Origin of the sequence: Agrobacterium larrymoorei (assembly GCF_030819275.1) — a bacterium.
Taxonomy (GTDB): domain Bacteria; phylum Pseudomonadota; class Alphaproteobacteria; order Rhizobiales; family Rhizobiaceae; genus Agrobacterium; species Agrobacterium larrymoorei_B.
In genome coordinates this window covers 762,621-781,072 of sequence record NZ_JAUTBL010000002.1, presented here as the reverse complement: position 1 = coordinate 781,072, position 18,452 = coordinate 762,621, and the positions used below count along the sequence as shown (strand labels likewise).

The following is an 18,452-nucleotide window of genomic DNA, read 5'->3' as shown; positions in this document are numbered from 1 at the left end:
ATTGAAATTTGCCAAGCGGTTTCTGGCCGTCGTCTTTCTCGTCTATCTCTTGCCTGCCCTCGCCTCCGCGGGTCTCTGGGCAATGAAGGAACATCCGACCGGCTACCGCAATGCACGGTGGTCTTCCGCAGGCATTCTGCCCGAAGCAGCCGTGGACAAACCCGCAGCGATCTATGTCTACTCGGCCATGACCGGCGGTTTCAAAGGGTCGATTGCCAGCCATGCCTGGATCGTGATGAAGCCGGAAGGTGCTTCAAGCTATGAGCGTTACGACAAGGTCGGCTGGGGCTCGCCCATTCGCCGCAATGCCTACGCGCCGGATGCCTACTGGTATTCCAATATGCCGCGTAAGGTTCTGGAATTGCACGGTGAGAAAGCCGAAAGGCTGATCCCGAAAATCCAGCAGGTCATTGCCGACTACCCTTACGCCAAGGCTGGGGGCTACCGGATTTACCCCGGCCCCAATTCCAATACGTTCATCGCCCATGTGCTGCGTAGCGTGCCGGAACTCGGCGCGGTGCTGCCGCCGGACGCTGTCGGCCGTGACTACCTGCCGAATGGCGCGTTTTTCCATATTGCCGACGATTGGAAGGATGTCAGCGTTTCGCTGGGTGGGCTGTTCGGACTGTCCGCCGGCGTGCGTAGCGGCTTCGAGATCAATTTCCTCGGTCTCGTCGCCGGCATCGATATTCAAAACCCTGGCATCAAGATCCCAGGGCTCGGTTACTTCGGCGTCAACTCATTCGATCCGGCACCGGAGCGCAAGCCGGAATCTGCGTGAGCGTCACGTTCATGATGCTCGGCTTCGCTCGCGCGCCTTGCCCTGATCCCCTGCGCAATGAACACGCGAGACAGGCCATGGTAGAGGGGCTCGGGTGAAATCATCCGCGAGGTCAGGTAGCCCAGCATCGACGCGGCCATGATGGCGATGACTCCATCATGATTGCCGGTCATTTCCAGAATAATGACAAAAGCCGTCATCGGCGCCTGAACGACACCGGCGAAATAGCCCGCCATGCCAAGGATAGCGCCAAGCGCGATGCTGGTGCCCAGAAGGGAGGACACCGTACTGCCGAAGCCCGCACCGACGGAGAGCGAAGGCGCGAATATGCCGCCAGGAATGCCCGACAGCATGGCGAGAAATGTCGTCATCAGCTTTTCGGCAAAGAACAGCATCGGTGCAGCTTCACCCTCTACCGCCGCCCGCGCCTGCTCATAGCCTGTCCCGAAGGTCGCGCCACCGCTCACGATGCCTATGACGGCTGAAGCCATGCCGCAGACCGCTGCGACAATCAGCATGCGCTTGAGCGGAACCGTATGTGCCCAGCGACGAATGCGTTGTGAGGCGCGCAGAGCGCCAGCGCTAAAGATGGCGCCGAGGAAGCCGCCACCGATGCCACAAAGCAGGACAAGACTCCAGTCCTTCCCCGTCTGCATCACCACTGTGCTGGTGCCGAAATAGGTGTAGCTGCCAACAAGTCCGAGAGAGGCGAGACCGGAAAGGATGACAGCCGTCAGCACGAGGCCGTTGGCGCGGGACTGATAGGAGCGGCTCATCTCCTCAATGGCAAAGACGATGCCGGCGAGTGGCGTATTGAAGGCCGCAGCAATCCCCGCGGCCGATCCGGCAAGGATCAGCCCACTCGCCTGCGCCATGCCGCCCACCCGCGCTGCCAGAAGCATGATCGAGGCACCGACCTGCACCGTTGGCCCCTCGCGCCCAATGGATGCGCCGGACATCAGGCCGACGACGGTCAGCACGATCTTGCCAACGGCAAGCTTGATCGACAAAAGTCTCGAACGGTCCGCATCATCGTGAAAATGACGCGCGGCGATGGCTTGCGGAATGCCACTTCCGCCGGAATTGGGAAACACCACCATTGCCAACCAGGCGCAGATGACGAAGCCGAGTGGCGTGATAATGAGGGGCAGAAGGTATGCCCATTCGCCAGACGATGTCGTGGCGGCAAAAACGTGCTGCGCCCAGTCCGCAGCCTTGGCGAAGGCAACACTGATCAGCCCTACCGCGATGGCACCGAGCCAGAAGACGGCTCTGGGCTTCCAGATACGCCAAGATCCCCACATGACGCGAGAGCGGCGGACCATCTTCATTTTTTTGTACGTGGCGGGCATGGCGTGTTTCTGCAATTCAAATAGCAAGATTTCTTATCGGACCAGGGCGCTTCGATTGCAACCATGTCTTTGACAAATGCCGCGCAAAGGTGCAAATCTACGTATCGCAATTGCAATGCAGGAGGCAATCCGATGAAAACCGCGACCTTGCCACCCCTTCGGGTCGAGCCGGAATTTAGAGAAAAAGCAGAAAGCGTTCTAAGAGAGGGTGAAACGCTGTCCGGCTTTATCGAAGAGGCCGTGCGCAAGCAGGTGGAAATCCGCAAATCGCAGGCTGAATTCATCGCCAGGGGGCTGGCGTCTCTGGAGCAGGCCGAACGCACAGGCCTGTATTACACGACCGATGACGTGTTATCTTCGATGCAGCAGAAACTTGAGGCGGCTAAGGTGGCAAAAGCGTCCAAGCAAAAATGACCTATGCACTCCGTTACACCGCCGAAGCGCTAGAAGACTTTGACCGCATTTACGATTACCTCATCGACTACGACATCGAGACTGCCGAAAGAGCCTTAAAGGCAATACGAGCCGGACTGGGTATATTGGTCGATTTTCCATTCAGCTGCCGCCGTGCGGCAGGAGGAACGAGTACCATGCGCGAGCTGCTCGTTCCTTTCGGCTCATCTGGTTATGTGGTTCTCTTTCGCATCGACGGTCCCGAAACCGTCACGATAGCCGCTGTTCGCCACCAGCGCGAAGATGACTATCATTGACACCTACAACATCGTGCTTTTCCGAAAATCGGGGTCGATTTTTGGAAAAGCACGATGCGTAGTTTCAGAGAGACAGATGTCCTTAGTGCGTCCAAAAGGACGCGCGCCGCCCTAGCGATCGCTGACCGCTGCACGCGGATTGACCCAAGGCTCCTGATTGGAGCGCGGCAAGGGCTGTCGGCCAAGAATATGATCGGCCGCTTTTTCTCCTGTCATGATCGACGGTGCGTTGAGATTGCCATAGGTCACATGCGGGAAGATCGAACTATCCGCCACGCGCAGGCCATCGACCCCAATGACGCGGCATTCCGGATCGACAACGGCCAGAGGATCGTCCTTGGCGCCCATCCGGCAGGTGCCGCAGGGGTGGTAGGCGCTTTCCAGATGCTCACGCAGGAAGGCGTCGATCTCCGCATCGGACTGAACATTTTCGCCCGGCTGGATTTCAGGACCGCGGAACTCGTCGAAGGCTTTCTGGCCGAAAATCTCGCGCGTGAGGCGCACGCAATGGCGGAATTTCTCCCAGTCTTCTGCGTGGCTCATATAGTTGAAGCGGATCACCGGGTCGTCCTTCGGATCGGACGATCGAAGCTTAACGTCGCCGCGGGATTTCGACAGGTTGTAGCCGACATGCACCTGGAAGCCATGGCTCTTGGCGGCGGCCTTGCCGTCGTAGGAAATGGCGACGGGGAGGAAATGAAACTGGATATCCGGCTGCTTCAATCCTGGTGCGGAGCGCAGGAAGGCGCAGGCCTCGAACTGGTTGGAGGCACCAAGCCCGCCCTTGGTCATCAGCCACTGCGCACCCGCCACGCCCTGCCAGAACCAAGGAAGCCATGAATAGAGCGATACGGGCTTGGTCGAGACCTGCTGGAAGTAGAATTCCATATGGTCCTGCAGATTGGCGCCAACGCCCGGGCGGTCCACTTTCACCTCGATACCCATGTCCTGCAAATGCTGCGCCGGACCGATGCCGGAGAGCATCAGGAGTTTCGGCGAGTTGAAGGACGAGGCGGCAACGATCACTTCACGGTTTGCGCGTATCGTCTCGACGGCACCCTTGCGTTCAATCTCGACGCCTGTCGCGCGGCCATTGTCGATCACGATCTTACGCGCAAAGCCGTGCACGAGCGTGACATTAGCGCGCTTCAGAGCCGGCCTCAGATACGCGTTTGCCGCGGACCAGCGACGACCGTCGTGGATCGTCTGCTCCATCAGGCCGAAGCCCTCCTGCTTCGAACCGTTATAGTCGTCTGTCAGTTCAAACCCGGCCTGTGCGCCTGCCTGAATGAAGGCATGGAACAGAGGATTCTTCACCGGACCACGCTGTACATGCAGCGGCCCGTCCGTGCCGCGCCAGCCTTGCTCACCGCCGTGGCTATGTTCCATGCGCTTGAAGTAAGGCAGCACATCCGCATAGGCCCAGCCCTGCGCACCGCGTTCTTCCCAGCGGTTGAAGTCCTCCGCGTGACCGCGGACATAGACAAGTCCGTTGATGGAGGACGAGCCGCCGATGACCTTCCCCCGGGGGGCGGTGATGCGACGATTGTTGAGGTTCGGCTCTGGCTCGGAGAGATAACCCCAATTGTAGCGCTTCATGCTCATCGGCCAGGCGAGCGCTGCGGGCATCTGGATGAAGGGTCCGTAATCCGATCCGCCCGCCTCGATGACGATGACAGAATACTTGCCATCTTCCGACAGGCGATAGGCCATGGCTGAGCCAGCGGACCCGGAACCGACAATGACGAAATCTGCCTGTTGCATCAGCTTATCTCTTTTGGTGTTAATTGCCCGCGCTTAAGGTCATCAGAGGACCGGCGACGAACATGATCTATTGGATACTCCCCTAGCAGGGGAGCGCACCTTCAATACGGCGCTTCGACCTTCCCGGTCGCCACGTAAACCGTCTTCAACTCGCTGTAATGATTGAGGGCTGCTGCCGAATTTTCCCGGCCAAAGCCGGATTGCTTCGAGCCGCCGAAGGGCATTTCGACCGGGCACAGATTATAGGTGTTGATCCAGAGCGTCCCGGCTTCCAGCTGATCGACGACGCGATGCGCACGCGACAGATCGGCCGTGAAGACGCCGCCCGCGAGACCGAATTCGGTCGCGTTGGCGCGGGCAATGACCTCGTCTTCATCGTCGAAATCGAGTACGCACATCACAGGCCCGAAGATCTCCTCGCGGGCAATCGTCATGTCGTCCTTCACATCGGCAAAGACGGTGGGCTGCACGTAATAGCCCTGGCCGGAGACATTGTTGGGAATGCCGCCTCCGCTCACGAGCGTCGCGCCTTCTGCCTTGCCCTTCTCCATATAGGCCAGGACCTTTTCCTGCTGCGCCTTCGAGACGAGCGGGCCGATCTGGGTTGTCTCATCCATGGGGTCGCCAATAATCATGGCGTCGGTGCGGCTTTTGAGATTGTCGAGGAAACGCTGTTTTGCACCTCGCTGAACGAAGACGCGCGTGCCATTGGAGCAGACCTGCCCAGAGGAATAGAAATTGCCGAGCATGGCGCCGCCAACCGCACTTTCGATATCGGCGTCGTCGAAGACGATGAGCGGCGACTTGCCGCCAAGTTCCATCGTCACATGCTTCAGATGGCCCGCAGCCGCGGCAGCGACCTTGCGGCCCGTAGGAACCGAGCCGGTCAATGACACCTTGGCGATATCTGGATGGTTGACGAGGAGCGGGCCGGTATCGCGATCCCCCTGAATGACGTTGAAGAGACCTTTCGGCAGTCCCGCTTCGATGAGAATTTCGGCAATCTTCAAGGCGCCCAGCGGGGTGTTTTCCGATGGCTTGAAGACCATGGCGTTGCCAGCGACGAGCGCAGGCGCCGCTTTCCAGCAGGCGATCTGTTGGGGGTAGTTCCAGGCGCCGATACCGAAGCAGACACCCAGCGGGACACGCTTGGTATAGGCAAAATCGCCGCCAAGCGGAATGTAATCGCCGTTCAACGCAGATGGCGCGATGCCGCCAAAGAATTCGAAGCAATCAGCCCCGGAGGTCGGATCAGCAACGATGGTTTCCTGAATAGGCTTGCCGGTGTCGAGCGTTTCAAGTTCGGAAAGCTCGCGGTTGCGCTCGCGCATAATGTCTGCAGCACGGCGCAGGATACGCCCGCGTGCCGTCGGGCTCATCGCCGCCCATTCTTTCTGGGCGCGCTTCGCCGAGGCGATTGCCCGCTCGACAATGGCAGGGGTCGCCGCATAAAGGCGCGCAATGACTTCACCGGTCGCCGGATAGATGCTTTCGATCAGCGTTCCCTTGTCGTCTTCAACATAGTCGCCATCGATGAAATGCGAGGCTTTCGGCTGGGCTTTCAACGTCATGATCAGTATCCTCAAAGAATGCGGGTGGACGGCTTGTTGTCCAAAAAGCGTTTCAGCTGCACGTCGAAGTAATCTTCGACCAGAGCGCCCGCGGCGGAGATGCCAAGCGGTGCGGCATGCAGACTGTGGCGAATATAAAGCCCGTCGATCAGCGCTGCTGCCCCTTCCGCAATCCTTGCCGCGTCGTCGGGCGGGCAAAGACGACCGAGGCTATGCATGATGTTGGAGCGAAGGCGCTTGGTATAGACGACGAGAAGACGGCGGGTTTCTTCCGAGCGCTGCGCCTCGACATAAAAGGCCAGCCACGCCGCCACCGTTTCCTGGGTGAACTGGTCGCTTTGAAACGACACCCGCACGATGGCGCTGAGGCGCTCGCGCGCACCGGAGGCCCGTGTCAACGCCGCAATTGCATCCCGCCGCAAATCCCGCAACAGGCTGCGGATCGTCTCCAGCAGGAGTTGCTGCTTGCTGCCGAAGTAATGGTGCGCGAGGGCCGCCGAAACGCCCGCCTCTCGTGCGATGTCCGACATCGTCACATTCAGCGAACCATGATGGCCTATGGTGCGTAGAGCTGCATCGACCAGCGCTTTGCGCCGCAATGGCTCCATTCCGACTTTGGGCATAACGATCTCCTTTGTGCCTTTATTATTATTGATTGACTGATCAATCAATAAAAAATGCGACAAGCATCCGACTGCTTTGCGGCATATCGAAGCGCGAAGCGATCGCATGCCGGAAGCTCTTCGTCGTTCAGTGAATATCATCTGGAACCAACCGCGAGCTACCGCGTTTGCTCCGACCGCCATCTGGCGATGTGACAATATTATGTGCCGCATCGCGACCCCATGGCGGCCATACGGCTGACGGGAAAAATTCCGCAGCTTGGAAATAGGGAGGACTACCATGCCATTGTTGACCGTATCGATCTCTCCAGAGCAGGCCGCAAAGATGCACGAAGCCGTGGCTCGTGGTGCTTATGCATCAAGCAGTGAAGTTGTGCGCGCAGCGCTAAAGCTATGGGCAGAGACGCAGCACGTAGAAAAGCCTAATCTCGTTGGCCGCAATAGAGATGGTGAGGCCGTCAACGTCGCAGAGCTTTATGCTCTCCACAACACTCACAGGCGCTGATTGACTGGCTCGCCTCCGCAGCATCAAGCCGGACGTTAAACTGTCATCAAAGTTTCATCTGCCGTAAAGTTTTCATTGAGGAGTTCTCTCCACACTCCCGCTTAAAAACGTAGGTCTATGTGGCGTCGCCACAAACCGATGTGCAATGGTGGAGAGAGCGCGTGGTTTCGATGAATGCCGAGCCAACTATCATAAGACGGTTTGCCAGCGGCCAGATGATTTCGATGGCGAAGCTGGTACTCGAGTGCGCGTTCCAACCAATTGTCGAAGCGACGACCGGCACGGTCTTCGGTTATGAGTCCTTGATGCGCGGATATGACCGCATCGGCTTTTCCAACCCTCTCGAACTTCTCGATCACGTTGAAGCCGATGGGCAGCTTGTCGAATTGGAAAAGATGATTGCGAGCCGCGCTCTCGCCAAGTTTTCTACGCTCCCGGATCTCTCCTCCGCCACCCTGTTTCTCAATCTCGATGTCCGGCTGATACGCTATGGCGACATCATTTTGGACAAGCTGCTGGAACAACTGGCACAGGCCAAAATCCCGCCCTCCTCTATCTGCTTCGAGCTGTCGGAACGCTTCGACAATACCAGCGTGCCCGAGTTTAGCACCCTGATCAACCGTATGCGCAAGGAAGGCTTCAAGCTCGCCATCGACGATTTTGGCGTCGGTCACGGCGAGATGAAGCTGCTTTGCGATTTCGATGTCGATTACCTGAAAATCGATCGCTACTTCATCCAGGATGTCGAGCGTAATCCGCGCAAGCGGCACATGGTCAAGAACATCGTCAACATCGCCCATGTGCTCGGCGTACGCGTCATAGCAGAAGGCATAGAAACGGAAGCGGAATTCCTCGCCTGCCGGGAGATGGGCGTCGATCTGGTCCAAGGCTGGTTCGTCTCCCGCCCCACCACCTTTGTCAAGGAATTGCAGACCTCGTTTCCGCATCTCCAACTGCTCGGAGAAACCCGGCGCAACCGACAGACGCTCGATGAGATCCTGATCCGCCGCCAGATCGAGCACCTGCCAACCGTCTATGAAAATGACAGCATCGACAGCGTCTTCGAACTGTTCCGCCGCAATCCGGAGCAGGCTTTTTTCCCCGTTCTCAACGCCAATGGCGAACCGCGCGGGGTGATCAACGAGTATCACCTGAAGGAATATATTTATCAGCCCTTTGGCCGCGATCTCTTGAAGAACAAGGTCTATGAGCGGACGATCTCGCATTTTGTCGATCGCGCCCCGATCGTCGGGCTGGATGCGGATGCGGATCGGCTGATGAACATCTTCGCTAACATGGGCGGCAGTGCCTGCGTGATCCTCACCGAAAACATGCGCTATGTCGGCGTCGTCTCGGCCGCATCGCTGATCAAGGTCATCAACGAAAAGCAATTGAAGCTGGCGCAGGAGCAGAACCCCCTGACCGCACTTCCCGGCAACCGGGCGATCAGCGGCTTCATCGAAGAATCCTGCCGGGATAGCGATGAGGATCGCTTCTTCTGCTATTGCGACTTCGACAACTTCAAACCCTTTAACGACAAATACGGTTTCCATGTCGGCGACCACGCGATCAGCCTGTTTTCGGCGCTGATGAAACGATACTTCTTCTCCGGCGATTGCTTCCTCGGCCATATCGGCGGCGACGATTTCTTCATTGGCGTTCGCGACTGGACGAAGGACGAGGTGACGGAAATTCTGGAGCGGTTGCTCAGCGATTTCCACGACGATGTCATCTCGCTGTATTCGGAAGAAGATCGTCTCGCGGGACAGATCAAGGGCTTCGACCGCTTCGGCAACGAGCGGGAATTTGCGCTTCTGCGTTGCTCCATCGGCGTCCTTCAACTGCCAAAGGGCATGTTGATCGGCAATCCAGAGGGTATCGGCGCCGAAATCGCCAACATCAAGAAGGCGGCCAAGCGAAGCGATGCCGGTCTCGTCATCTGCAGCCACGGCGAGACGAAATGACGGGAGCGGCATTACGCCGTCTTTCATAAGCCACCCGGGTCACCTAAGTTTAGCTGACTGTAAGAAAGCTTTGAGGAGGCCACCCGTGTCACTGCCGTCCACCATGCGTTTTGTCGATCTGCCGAGCTTTGGCGGACCTGAGGTCATGACGTTTTCAAACGGGCCTTTGCCCTCACCCAAGGCCGGAGAGCTTCTGGTGAAGGTTCAGGCCGCGGGTATCAACCGACCGGATGTCGCGCAGCGTCAAGGGAATTACCCAGCCCCCAAAGATGCCAGCCCGATTCTAGGACTTGAGGTCGCCGGAGAAGTCGTTGCGCTCGGCGAAGGTGTCAGTGATTTCCAGATTGGCGACCGGGTCTGCGCGCTTGCCAATGGCGGCGGCTATGCTGAGTACTGCGTGGTGCCCGCGGGCCAGGCGCTGCCCTTCCCGACTGGCTATGATGCGGTCAAGGCGGCGGCTGTGCCGGAAACCTTCTTCACCGTATGGGCCAACCTCTTCCAGATGGCGGGCCTTACCGAAGGCGAGAGCGTTCTCATCCACGGTGGCAGCAGCGGCATTGGCACAACGGCGATCCAGCTCGCCAAAGCCTTTGGTGCGGAGGTCTATACCACTGCGGGCTCGAAAGAGAAATGCGACGCCTGTGAGAAACTCGGCGCCAAGCGAGCGATCAATTACCGCGAGGACGATTTCGCCGCGGTCGTCAAAGAGGTGACCGGCGGCAAGGGCGTCGATGTGATCCTCGACATGATCGGCGCCTCCTATTTCGAAAAGAACATCGTCTCGCTCGCCAAGGATGGCTGCCTGTCCATCATCGCCTTCCTGGGTGGCACGATTGCTGAGAAGGTCGATCTGCGCCCCATCATGGTCAAGCGCCTCACTGTGACCGGATCGACCATGCGGCCGCGCACCGCGGACGAAAAGCGCGCCATCCGCGATGAACTCGTCGAGCAAGTCTGGCCGCTGCTGGAAAGCGGCAAGGTGGCCCCTGTCATTCATGACGTGATCGATTTTGATCAGGTTGCGGAGGGTCACCGGCTGATGGAAAGCAGCAGCCATATCGGCAAGATCGTGATGCGCGTCAGCGCGTAATATCAGAGACTTGGCGTCGGCGCCCGGCAACACGGCTGGCTTTCTGTGCGTCACGCTGCCGTTTGCGGACTATCACAGCTTGTTCGGGTGACGACATCGATATAAGGGCGCCCCTCTTGCAATCGGCGCGAATCGGATTACCTTCGTACTATGTTCAACGTAGAGAAAGGAAGGTGATCCAATGTCTAGTGAGATTTCGGTCTTCGTAGCAGGCAATGGAAAGGATTTGATTTTGACGAGGCAGCCCTCGGCCTGATCCGCCTTCCCTTCGAAACGTTGCAAAACGTTTCGGGTCTGAAACAGTGACCAAACTCATGGAAGGGCCGCTCGAAGCGGCCCTTTTCCGTTTCTTCGTTGTATTTACTTGCGAAAGACCTGCCAGCGGGTCGGGCGAAAGCGCACCTCGTTACCGACCGAAACAGATGCGTCGAGCGGCACCTCGATCTCCAGATGGTAGGGCGCGTGGCCGTTATTGGCGATATCGACTTCCGCAATGCGGGTCCCAGCGAGGCGACGACAGGTGGTGACCTTCCCGTAAAGCGCGTCGCGCTCTTGCGTCAGCACCACATCTTCCGGACGGAAGAACAGATCGCCCTCTCCATCGCCGCCTTCAGCAAGACCGGCGCTCTCCTGTTGAAACAGGATTTGGCCAGTCTGGATCTTGACCGGAAGGCTGGAGGATTCGCCAATGAACGAAAAGACGAAGGGGGAGTTCGGCGTGTCGTAGACATCGTCCGCCGTGCCAACCTGCTCGATCTTGCCCTGGCTCATCACCACCACGCGGTCAGCCAGTTCCAGGGCTTCTTCCTGATCATGGGTGACGAAAACGGTCGTGTGGCCTGTGCGATCGTGAAACTCGCGAAGCCAACGACGAAGCTCCTTGCGCACCTTGGCATCCAAAGCACCGAAGGGTTCATCCAAAAGCAAAACCCGCGGCTCAATGGCAACGGCGCGCGCAAGCGCGACACGCTGACGCTGGCCGCCGGATAGCTGGTTTGGATAACGTTTCTCCAACCCGGACAGATGAACCATGTCCAGCAGTTCTGAGACTCTTCTGCGGATTTCTGCTTTTGGCGGCCGTGTTGCAGACGGTCGTACCTTGAGGCCGAAGGCAATATTTTCGGCAACCGTCATATGGCGAAACAGCGCGTAGTGCTGGAAGACGAAGCCGACATTGCGCTCCTGCACGGAACGATGCGAGGCATCCTCATCGCCAAAGAAAATCTGTCCCGCGGTTGGCTGCTCGAGGCCTGCGATAAGCCGCAGAAGCGTCGTCTTGCCGGACCCGGAGGGACCGAGCAATGCGATCAGTTCGCCGGAACGGATATTGAGCGACACGTCGTTCAACGCCGGGAAGCGATCGAACTGCTTGGTAATGCCGGAAACCTTCACTTCCATAGATATGCCCTTCAATGCTTGCCGGCAGCGTTGCCCGCGCCAAAGCGTATTTCGAGAATGGTTTTGAGTACAAGGGTAACAAGCGCAAGACCGGCCAGCAGCGTGGCGACAGCAAAGGCGGCTCCGATATTGTACTCGTTATAGAGAATTTCGACATGCAGCGGCATGGTGTTGGTCTCGCCGCGAATATGACCGGACACCACCGAAACGGCGCCGAACTCGCCCATGGCGCGGGCGTTACACAACAGTACGCCGTAGAGCAGACCCCATTTGATGTTCGGCAAAGTCACATACCAGAAGGTCTGCCAGCCAGAGGCACCCAGCGAAATCGCGGCCTCCTCGTCTCCGGTTCCCTGATCCTGCATCAATGGGATCAGTTCGCGGGCAACGAAGGGAAAAGTGACAAAGACGGTCGCAAGCACGATGCCGGGCACGGCAAACAGGATTTCGATGCCATAGCTCTTCAGCCAGGGTCCGAGCACACTGTGGGAAGAAAACAGGATGACATAGACGAGGCCGGAAATCACCGGTGAGATGGAAAATGGCAGGTCGATCAAGGTGATGAGGAAAGCCTTGCCCTTGAACTCGAACTTGGCGATGGCCCAGGCGGCAGCCACCCCGAAGATCAGATTGAGCGGCACAGAGATGGCAGCGACCAGAAGCGTCAGGCGAATGGAGGCGAGCGCATCCGGCTCTACGATCGCTTCCCAGAAGGATTCCACACCTTTGCGGAAGGCTTCGACGAAGACGGCCACCAGAGGCAGCACAAGAAACAGCGCCAAGAAAAGGAAGACCACAAGAAAAAGGGCAAGCTTTGCTGGCAGCCCCTCGCTTGCCGGATCGCGGAACGGCCTGGAGGGAAGGGTTTGAGCTTTATCAGGCATAACCATACCTCTTGCGGCTCCAGGCCTGAATGAGATTGATGACGAAGAGCATCGCAAAGGAGATGATCAGCATGATGGTGGCGATGCACGTCGCGCCCGCATAGTTGAATTCCTCAAGCCGGATGACGATCAGGAGCGGAGCGATTTCCGACACATAGGGGATGTTGCCGGCAATAAAGATGACGGAGCCATATTCCCCGACGCCGCGTGCAAAGGCGAGCGCGAAACCCGTGAGAATGGCGGGAACGAGACCAGGCAGCAGAATGCGGGTGATCGTCTGGAAACGGTTGGCGCCGAGCGTGGCTGCAACCTCTTCAACTTGACGGTCGATTTCTTCCATCACCGGCTGCACGGTGCGCACGACAAAGGGCAAGCCGATGAAGATCAGAGCAATGACAATGCCAATTGGAGTGAACGCAATCTTGATGCCAAGCGGTTCGAACAGTGAGCCGATCCAACCGCGATTGGAATAGAGCGTCGTCAGTGCAATACCTGCTACCGCAGTCGGCAATGCGAAAGGCAGATCAACGATCGCATCGACGAAGCGACGCCCTGGGAAGCGATAGCGTACCAGTACCCAGGCGATGATGACGCCGAAGAACGCGTTGACGAGCGCTGCGATGAAGGCCGTGCCGAAACTGATGCGCAGCGCATTCAAGGTTCTGCTGTCGGTGGCAATGGCCAGGAATTCGGAAAATCCGAGTTGGGCCGTGGACCATATGAGGCCGCCGAGGGGAATGAGAATAATGAGAAAAAGATAGGTAATCGTGTAACCGAGCGTCAGGCCAAATCCTGGCAAGACGCTAGACTGACGCCACTTCCATCCGCTTTGCGATGGGGTATTGCTCATCGAGGCTCCGGGTAAACTGATGGCTTGACGAGCCATCATATGCGCTATCGACCGGCCGTGAAGCCAGTCGATCCAATCTGCTCATCGCCGGGCGGCACCAGGCCGCCCAATCGTTTGCACATCATCCACTTACTTGGCAGGCTTGTAAATCTGGTCGAAGATGCCGCCATCGCCGAAGTGTTCCGGCTGTGCCTTGGCCCATCCGCCGAAGATCGGATCATCGATGGTGACGAGCTTGATATCCGGCAGCTGCTTCAGGAGATCCTTGGAGACAACGGATGGGTTGCTCGGACGATAGAAATGCTTGGCCGCGATATTCTGGCCCTCATCCGAGTAGAGATACTGCAGATAGGCCTCGGCCACCTTGCGGGTTCCCTTGGCATCCACGTTGGCATCGACCACCGCGACTGGCGGTTCGGCCAGAATGGAGATCGGTGGAACGACGATTTCGAAAGCATCCGCACCGAATTCCTGTCCGGCGAGATAGGCTTCGTTTTCCCACGCCAACAGAACGTCGCCGATCTGGCGCTGAGCAAAGGTCACAGTGGAACCGCGGGCCCCTGTATCCAGAACCGGAGCACGCTTGTAGAGTTCGCCCACATAAGCCTTGATCTTATCCTGGTCGCCTTTGAATTCTTCATTCGCCCAGGCCCAGGCTGCAAGATAGTTCCAGCGCGCGCCACCCGACGTCTTGGGATTTGGCGTCACGATCTGCACGTCACCCTTCACCAGATCGCCCCAGTTATGGATGCCCTTTGGGTTTCCCTTGCGGACGAGGAAAACGATAGTGGACGTATAGGGTGAGGAATTGTGCGGCAGGCGCGTGCGCCAGTCAGGATTGATCTTGCCGCTGTTCTTGACGATGGCGTCAATATCGCTCTGTAGCGCAAGCGTGACGACATCGGCCTCGAGTCCGTCGATAACGGAGCGGGCCTGCTTGCCTGAGCCGCCATGCGACTGCTGGATGGTGACATCCTCACCCGTATCGGCCTTCCACTTCTTGGCGAAGGCCTCGTTGAAGTCCTTGTAAAGTTCTCGCGTCGGATCATAAGACACGTTGAGAAGCTTCGTTTCGGCCAAGGCCGGTCCGACAGCACCCAATGTGACAGACAGGCTGAGCGCGACGGCGCTGAGGCTGGAAAGAAATTTCGACATCACTACCCTCCTGGATGCGTTCGGCCTCACAGTAGCGGTTGAGGCTGTGGGGTCAATCAGGTGCGATTTATTCGCAAAAGTGTTTCCCTGACGCCCATTCCGACAATACGAAACACGCCGCCGAGGAAAAGAATGGCGGAACAAGTCATGCGCCAAAAGACCGAGCTGCGCAAAACTGGTTCACAATTTTGCCCTATTTTGCGAGATCACGCGTAAAAAAATTGCGTGATCGGAATGTTATTGCGCTTCAAACATTCCAGACAGACGAACTCGAGGTGGCTCAGCAAAGAAAAAGTCTATAAAAATTAGAGAAAATATCGCGATCTATCTTGCAATTCGGGCCGAACGAGGCTTAATTCGCCGGATTGATTTGGGCGCTACTTCGCTCTTTTGGGACTCTTTTGCGCATAAGCACGCCGCAAGAGAGATATTTGCTCATTAGCGTTCGACAGAAGCATGCTGGTTTCTGTCACAAATGGCATCTTTCGGCGATTATCGGGACACTAGAGTTTCGGAATCGAGAAATGACGATCAATACGCCCCCGCAGACCATTTCCAGCCACAACGCGACGTCGCTTGATGCGACTCTGAAGGATCTCAACCTCGTTGAGAGACTTGCCTTTGTCTCTGGCCTTGGGTCGCGGGCGGTCTTTACCACCAGCCTCGGCATCGAAGATCAGGTCATTACTGCCGCGATCGGCACGCATCGCTTGCCTATCGACGTCGCCACGCTTGAAACTGGGCGTCTCTTTGCCGAGACGGTTCGTTTGATGGAAGAAACGGAAGACCGCTATGGTCTGACGATCACCCGCTTCTATCCAGAGCAGGACGATATTGACGCCTATGCTGAGAAATATGGCCTGAATGGCTTTTACGAGAGCGTCGAGGCGCGCCACGCCTGCTGCCATGTGCGCAAGCTCATTCCCTTGGCTAAAGCGCTTGACGGTGCTGGTTTCTGGATAACAGGCCTGCGCCGGGGACAATCAGGCAATCGAGCCTCCACGCCGTTTGCCGAGTATGACGCTGAGCGCAACCTCATTAAGATCAATCCGCTTGCGGACTGGGACATCGATACGATCAAGGCCCATGTCGCGGCGGAAAACATTCCCGTCAATCCACTCCATGCACGCGGGTACCCGTCTATCGGCTGTGAGCCCTGTACCCGCGCCATCAAGCCCGGCGAACCAGAGCGTGCCGGACGCTGGTGGTGGGAAAATGACGAGAAGCGCGAATGCGGCCTGCATGTTGCCGAAGCCGCGCAAAGCTCGATCAGTCCCGCCCCACAAAACTAACAATTCAATTCAGTACATTCCCGGAGTTTAAAATGTCCAATGCAGTTCCGGAAACGGAAGGCACCAGCGTCAGCACACCCAAGCAGCCGCTCGATCCCCATCTCAAAGCCCTCGAAAACGAAGCCATCCATATTTTCCGTGAAGTTGCAGCAGAGTTCGAGCGCCCTGTGATGCTCTACTCTATCGGCAAGGATTCGTCCGTGCTGCTGCACTTGGCGCGCAAGGCATTCTTTCCGGGTCGCATCCCCTTCCCGCTTCTGCACGTCAATACCGGTTGGAAGTTCAAGGAAATGATCGAATTTCGCGACAATATCGTCAAGGAATATGATCTCGACCTGATCTCACACACCAACCCACGTGGCGCTGCGGAGAACGTGACGCCATTTACGCATGGCTCGGCGCTCTACACCGATATCATGAAGACGGAGGCTCTGCGTCAGGCGCTCGACGCCGGCAAGTTCGATGCCGCTTTCGGCGGTGCGCGCCGCGACGAGGAAGCCAGCCGCGCCAAGGAGCGCATCTATTCCTTCCGCACGCCCGACCATAAGTGGGATCCGCGCAACCAGCGTCCGGAACTCTGGAACATCTATAATGGCATGGTGCGCCAGGGCGAAAGCGTGCGCGCCTTCCCGCTGTCCAACTGGACCGAGGTCGATATCTGGCGGTATATCCAGGCGGAAAACATTCCGCTCGTTCCGCTCTATTATGCCAAGGAGCGCCCCTATATCGAGCGCGATGGCATGATGATCCTGGCGGAAGACGAGCGGTCGGAACTGCAGCCTGGCGAAGAGGTAAAGTATGATTCGATCCGCTTCCGCACACTCGGCTGCTTCCCGCTGACGGGTGCGATCCATTCCGAGGCGACCACGCTGGACGAGGTCATCGCCGAGCTTGAGATCGCCACCGTCTCCGAAAGGCAGGGCCGCGCCATCGACCGCGACCAGTCGGGCTCCATGGAAAAGAAAAAGCGCGAGGGCTACTTCTGATGACACAGACCTCCACAGCACAATCCGCCACCATACTGCCCTTCGTCGAGCCGGCGAAAGCCGTCAAGGATACCCGCCCGCTGCGCCTCATCACCTGTGGCAGCGTGGATGACGGAAAGTCGACGCTGATCGGCCGTCTGCTTTGGGACACCAAGGCGGTAAAGGAAGATCAGGCTGCGACGCTGAAGCGTGACAGCGGCAAGCAGAACGATTTGGGCCTCCCAGACTTTGCGCTGCTGCTCGACGGTCTCCAGGCCGAGCGTGAACAGGGCATCACCATCGATGTCGCCTATCGCTACTTCGCAACCGACAAGCGCGCTTTCATCGTCGCAGACACGCCCGGTCATGAGCAATATACCCGCAACATGGCAACCGGCGCCTCGACCGCAGATCTTGCTGTGCTTCTGGTGGATGCCCGCACAGGCATCCTGGAACAGACGCGCCGTCACGCCACGATTGCAGCGCTGATGGGCATTCGCCAGTTCGTGTTGGCCGTCAACAAAATCGACCTGACCCACTACGACAAGGCCGGTTTTGAGCTGATTGCGCATGACTTCAAGGAATTCGCGCTGTCGCTCGGCATCAAGCAGATCGTTGCCATTCCCATGTCGGCGCTGAAAGGCGAGAATGTCGTGCTCTCCGGCAAGGCCTCCATGCCGTGGTATGATGGCCCGACGCTGGTGGAAACCCTGGAGCTTGCGACGGTTCGCTCCACTCAGACCGGCGGCTTCCGCCTGCCCGTCCAGCGCGTCTCTCGCCCAGGCGAAAGCTTTCGTGGCTACCAAGGCACCGTGGCTGGCGGTGCGGTGAAGCCCGGTGACTCTGTCGTCATCCTGCCATCAGGCATGGTGGCGAACGTCAAGCAGATCGTCACCTTCGATCTGGTGCGCAATGCTGCCGTTGCCGGTGACGCGATCACGCTGGTTCTCGATCGTCAGGTCGATGTCTCTCGCGGCGATATGATCGTTTCCATCGACGCCCAACCCCAGACCGGTCTCGCTTTCGACGCGCAGATCGTCGCACTGCAGCCCGGTGGCATTGAGCCGAACAAGCGCTACTGGCTCAAGAGCGGCAGCCGCCGCCAGCGCGTCAGCGTTCAGCCGGTCACCCAGTTGGACCTGAAGAACGGTCACTGGCAGGCCCATGCCGAAACGCTGCCGATGAACGCCATCGGCAAGGTGCGCCTGAGCTTCGACGAAACGGCGATCTTCGACCCCTACGAGCAGAACCGCTCTACGGGTTCCTTCATCCTGATCGACCCGGACACCAACAACACTGTCGCCGGTGGCATGATTGTCGGCAAGCGCAGCGATACGGGCAAGATTTCCGACGGCGAACGCGTCATTCTCTCGCTCCCCGCCGATCTTGCGGAGGCGCTGCTGGCTAGCGAATTGCTCTCGTCGCGGCGTGATGAAATCGAACTTCGAAGAACAAGCGCGAAGTCCGCGTCGAGGCTTCTTGAAGATCTCGAATAAACGAAAAGGCGCCGGGCAATCCCGGCGCCTTTTCGATTCATCCTTTGTCCCG

Annotated in this window: 17 protein-coding genes; 9 read left to right on the top strand and 8 right to left on the bottom strand. The window is 58.0% G+C overall.

Annotated elements, in window-relative coordinates:
* The first annotated feature begins 1 nt into the window (after nucleotide 1).
* Entirely contained in the window at nucleotides 2-781 is a 780-nt protein-coding gene (locus tag QE408_RS12275; protein ID WP_306931525.1) for a DUF3750 domain-containing protein, read from the top strand.
* Here QE408_RS12275 and QE408_RS12270 read toward each other — a convergent pair.
* Nucleotides 724-2,133, bottom strand: a complete 1,410-nt coding sequence (locus tag QE408_RS12270) for a chloride channel protein (RefSeq protein WP_306931524.1) — start codon at nucleotides 2,131-2,133, stop codon at nucleotides 724-726. The two genes, QE408_RS12275 and QE408_RS12270, sit on opposite strands and share 58 nt — an antisense overlap.
* Nucleotides 2,134-2,265: 132 nt before the next feature.
* Between QE408_RS12270 and QE408_RS12265 the strand changes: the two genes are divergently transcribed.
* Nucleotides 2,266-2,547, top strand: a complete 282-nt coding sequence (locus tag QE408_RS12265; RefSeq protein ID WP_306931523.1) for a YlcI/YnfO family protein — start codon at nucleotides 2,266-2,268, stop codon at nucleotides 2,545-2,547.
* The gene (locus tag QE408_RS12260; RefSeq protein WP_306931522.1) at nucleotides 2,544-2,843 is read left to right on the top strand and encodes a type II toxin-antitoxin system RelE/ParE family toxin; all 300 of its coding nucleotides are present in this window, start codon (nucleotides 2,544-2,546) and stop codon (nucleotides 2,841-2,843) included. The genes QE408_RS12265 and QE408_RS12260 overlap by 4 nt, the downstream gene beginning before the upstream one ends.
* A gap of 111 nt (nucleotides 2,844-2,954) precedes the next feature.
* Here QE408_RS12260 and betA read toward each other — a convergent pair whose 3' ends face one another.
* From betA to betI, 3 genes are all read right to left on the bottom strand, one after another.
* Nucleotides 2,955-4,607: a choline dehydrogenase gene (gene betA, locus QE408_RS12255; protein ID WP_306931521.1), complete on the bottom strand. Its 1,653-nt coding sequence runs from the start codon at nucleotides 4,605-4,607 to the stop codon at nucleotides 2,955-2,957.
* Nucleotides 4,608-4,708: 101 nt separating this feature from the next.
* The gene (gene betB, locus QE408_RS12250) at nucleotides 4,709-6,172 is read right to left on the bottom strand and encodes a betaine-aldehyde dehydrogenase (RefSeq protein WP_306934784.1); all 1,464 of its coding nucleotides are present in this window, start codon (nucleotides 6,170-6,172) and stop codon (nucleotides 4,709-4,711) included.
* A gap of 17 nt (nucleotides 6,173-6,189) precedes the next feature.
* Nucleotides 6,190-6,801, bottom strand: a complete 612-nt coding sequence (gene betI / locus QE408_RS12245) for a transcriptional regulator BetI (protein ID WP_306931520.1) — start codon at nucleotides 6,799-6,801, stop codon at nucleotides 6,190-6,192.
* A 280-nt stretch (nucleotides 6,802-7,081) separates the two neighbouring features.
* Between betI and QE408_RS12240 the strand changes: the two genes are divergently transcribed.
* The 3 genes from QE408_RS12240 to QE408_RS12230 all read left to right on the top strand — a co-directional run bounded on the left by QE408_RS12240 (nucleotide 7,082) and on the right by QE408_RS12230 (nucleotide 10,360).
* Nucleotides 7,082-7,306, top strand: a complete 225-nt coding sequence (locus QE408_RS12240; protein ID WP_306931519.1) for a ribbon-helix-helix domain-containing protein — start codon at nucleotides 7,082-7,084, stop codon at nucleotides 7,304-7,306.
* A 170-nt stretch (nucleotides 7,307-7,476) separates the two neighbouring features.
* Nucleotides 7,477-9,270 (top strand): GGDEF domain-containing protein, encoded by a 1,794-nt coding sequence (locus tag QE408_RS12235; protein WP_306934783.1) that lies wholly within the window; start codon nucleotides 7,477-7,479, stop codon nucleotides 9,268-9,270.
* Between the two features lie 103 nt (nucleotides 9,271-9,373).
* The gene (locus tag QE408_RS12230; protein ID WP_306934782.1) at nucleotides 9,374-10,360 is read left to right on the top strand and encodes an NAD(P)H-quinone oxidoreductase; all 987 of its coding nucleotides are present in this window, start codon (nucleotides 9,374-9,376) and stop codon (nucleotides 10,358-10,360) included.
* Between the two features lie 360 nt (nucleotides 10,361-10,720).
* Here QE408_RS12230 and QE408_RS12225 read toward each other — a convergent pair whose 3' ends face one another.
* From QE408_RS12225 to QE408_RS12210, 4 genes are all read right to left on the bottom strand, one after another.
* Complete coding sequence (locus tag QE408_RS12225; RefSeq protein WP_306931518.1) at nucleotides 10,721-11,758, bottom strand: sulfate/molybdate ABC transporter ATP-binding protein; 1,038 nt, start codon at nucleotides 11,756-11,758, stop codon at nucleotides 10,721-10,723.
* Between the two features lie 11 nt (nucleotides 11,759-11,769).
* The gene (gene cysW, locus QE408_RS12220) at nucleotides 11,770-12,642 is read right to left on the bottom strand and encodes a sulfate ABC transporter permease subunit CysW (protein WP_306931517.1); all 873 of its coding nucleotides are present in this window, start codon (nucleotides 12,640-12,642) and stop codon (nucleotides 11,770-11,772) included.
* Nucleotides 12,635-13,492, bottom strand: coding sequence for a sulfate ABC transporter permease subunit CysT (gene cysT / locus QE408_RS12215; protein WP_306931516.1), 858 nt, complete (start codon nucleotides 13,490-13,492; stop codon nucleotides 12,635-12,637). The genes cysW and cysT overlap by 8 nt, the downstream gene beginning before the upstream one ends.
* Nucleotides 13,493-13,621: 129 nt before the next feature.
* The gene (locus tag QE408_RS12210) at nucleotides 13,622-14,647 is read right to left on the bottom strand and encodes a sulfate ABC transporter substrate-binding protein (RefSeq protein WP_306931515.1); all 1,026 of its coding nucleotides are present in this window, start codon (nucleotides 14,645-14,647) and stop codon (nucleotides 13,622-13,624) included.
* A gap of 524 nt (nucleotides 14,648-15,171) precedes the next feature.
* Here QE408_RS12210 and QE408_RS12205 point away from each other — a divergent pair.
* Genes QE408_RS12205 through cysN form a run of 3 tightly spaced genes read left to right on the top strand, consistent with a single transcriptional unit; the run spans nucleotide 15,172 to nucleotide 18,400 of the window.
* The gene (locus tag QE408_RS12205) at nucleotides 15,172-15,939 is read left to right on the top strand and encodes a phosphoadenylyl-sulfate reductase (protein ID WP_306931514.1); all 768 of its coding nucleotides are present in this window, start codon (nucleotides 15,172-15,174) and stop codon (nucleotides 15,937-15,939) included.
* A 32-nt stretch (nucleotides 15,940-15,971) separates the two neighbouring features.
* The gene (cysD, locus tag QE408_RS12200; protein WP_306931513.1) at nucleotides 15,972-16,925 is read left to right on the top strand and encodes a sulfate adenylyltransferase subunit CysD; all 954 of its coding nucleotides are present in this window, start codon (nucleotides 15,972-15,974) and stop codon (nucleotides 16,923-16,925) included.
* Entirely contained in the window at nucleotides 16,925-18,400 is a 1,476-nt protein-coding gene (cysN, locus tag QE408_RS12195) for a sulfate adenylyltransferase subunit CysN (protein ID WP_306931512.1), read from the top strand. The genes cysD and cysN overlap by 1 nt, the downstream gene beginning before the upstream one ends.
* The last annotated feature ends 52 nt before the right edge of the window (nucleotides 18,401-18,452 follow it).

What these genes read in the sequence shown, in the direction of transcription:
- QE408_RS12270 (WP_306931524.1), bottom strand. Translation starts at nt 2,133, where the DNA reads ATGCCCGCCACGTACAAAAAAATGAAGATGGTCCGCCGCTCTCGCGTC.
- QE408_RS12210 (WP_306931515.1), bottom strand. Translation starts at nt 14,647, where the DNA reads ATGTCGAAATTTCTTTCCAGCCTCAGCGCCGTCGCGCTCAGCCTGTCT.
- cysW (WP_306931517.1), bottom strand. Translation starts at nt 12,642, where the DNA reads ATGCCTGATAAAGCTCAAACCCTTCCCTCCAGGCCGTTCCGCGATCCG.
- cysN (WP_306931512.1), top strand. Translation starts at nt 16,925, where the DNA reads ATGACACAGACCTCCACAGCACAATCCGCCACCATACTGCCCTTCGTC.
- cysT (WP_306931516.1), bottom strand. Translation starts at nt 13,492, where the DNA reads ATGAGCAATACCCCATCGCAAAGCGGATGGAAGTGGCGTCAGTCTAGC.
- QE408_RS12230 (WP_306934782.1), top strand. Translation starts at nt 9,374, where the DNA reads ATGCGTTTTGTCGATCTGCCGAGCTTTGGCGGACCTGAGGTCATGACG.
- QE408_RS12205 (WP_306931514.1), top strand. Translation starts at nt 15,172, where the DNA reads ATGACGATCAATACGCCCCCGCAGACCATTTCCAGCCACAACGCGACG.
- betA (WP_306931521.1), bottom strand. Translation starts at nt 4,607, where the DNA reads ATGCAACAGGCAGATTTCGTCATTGTCGGTTCCGGGTCCGCTGGCTCA.
- QE408_RS12235 (WP_306934783.1), top strand. Translation starts at nt 7,477, where the DNA reads ATGAATGCCGAGCCAACTATCATAAGACGGTTTGCCAGCGGCCAGATG.
- QE408_RS12225 (WP_306931518.1), bottom strand. Translation starts at nt 11,758, where the DNA reads ATGGAAGTGAAGGTTTCCGGCATTACCAAGCAGTTCGATCGCTTCCCG.
- betI (WP_306931520.1), bottom strand. Translation starts at nt 6,801, where the DNA reads ATGCCCAAAGTCGGAATGGAGCCATTGCGGCGCAAAGCGCTGGTCGAT.
- QE408_RS12260 (WP_306931522.1), top strand. Translation starts at nt 2,544, where the DNA reads ATGACCTATGCACTCCGTTACACCGCCGAAGCGCTAGAAGACTTTGAC.
- cysD (WP_306931513.1), top strand. Translation starts at nt 15,972, where the DNA reads ATGTCCAATGCAGTTCCGGAAACGGAAGGCACCAGCGTCAGCACACCC.
- QE408_RS12240 (WP_306931519.1), top strand. Translation starts at nt 7,082, where the DNA reads ATGCCATTGTTGACCGTATCGATCTCTCCAGAGCAGGCCGCAAAGATG.
- QE408_RS12265 (WP_306931523.1), top strand. Translation starts at nt 2,266, where the DNA reads ATGAAAACCGCGACCTTGCCACCCCTTCGGGTCGAGCCGGAATTTAGA.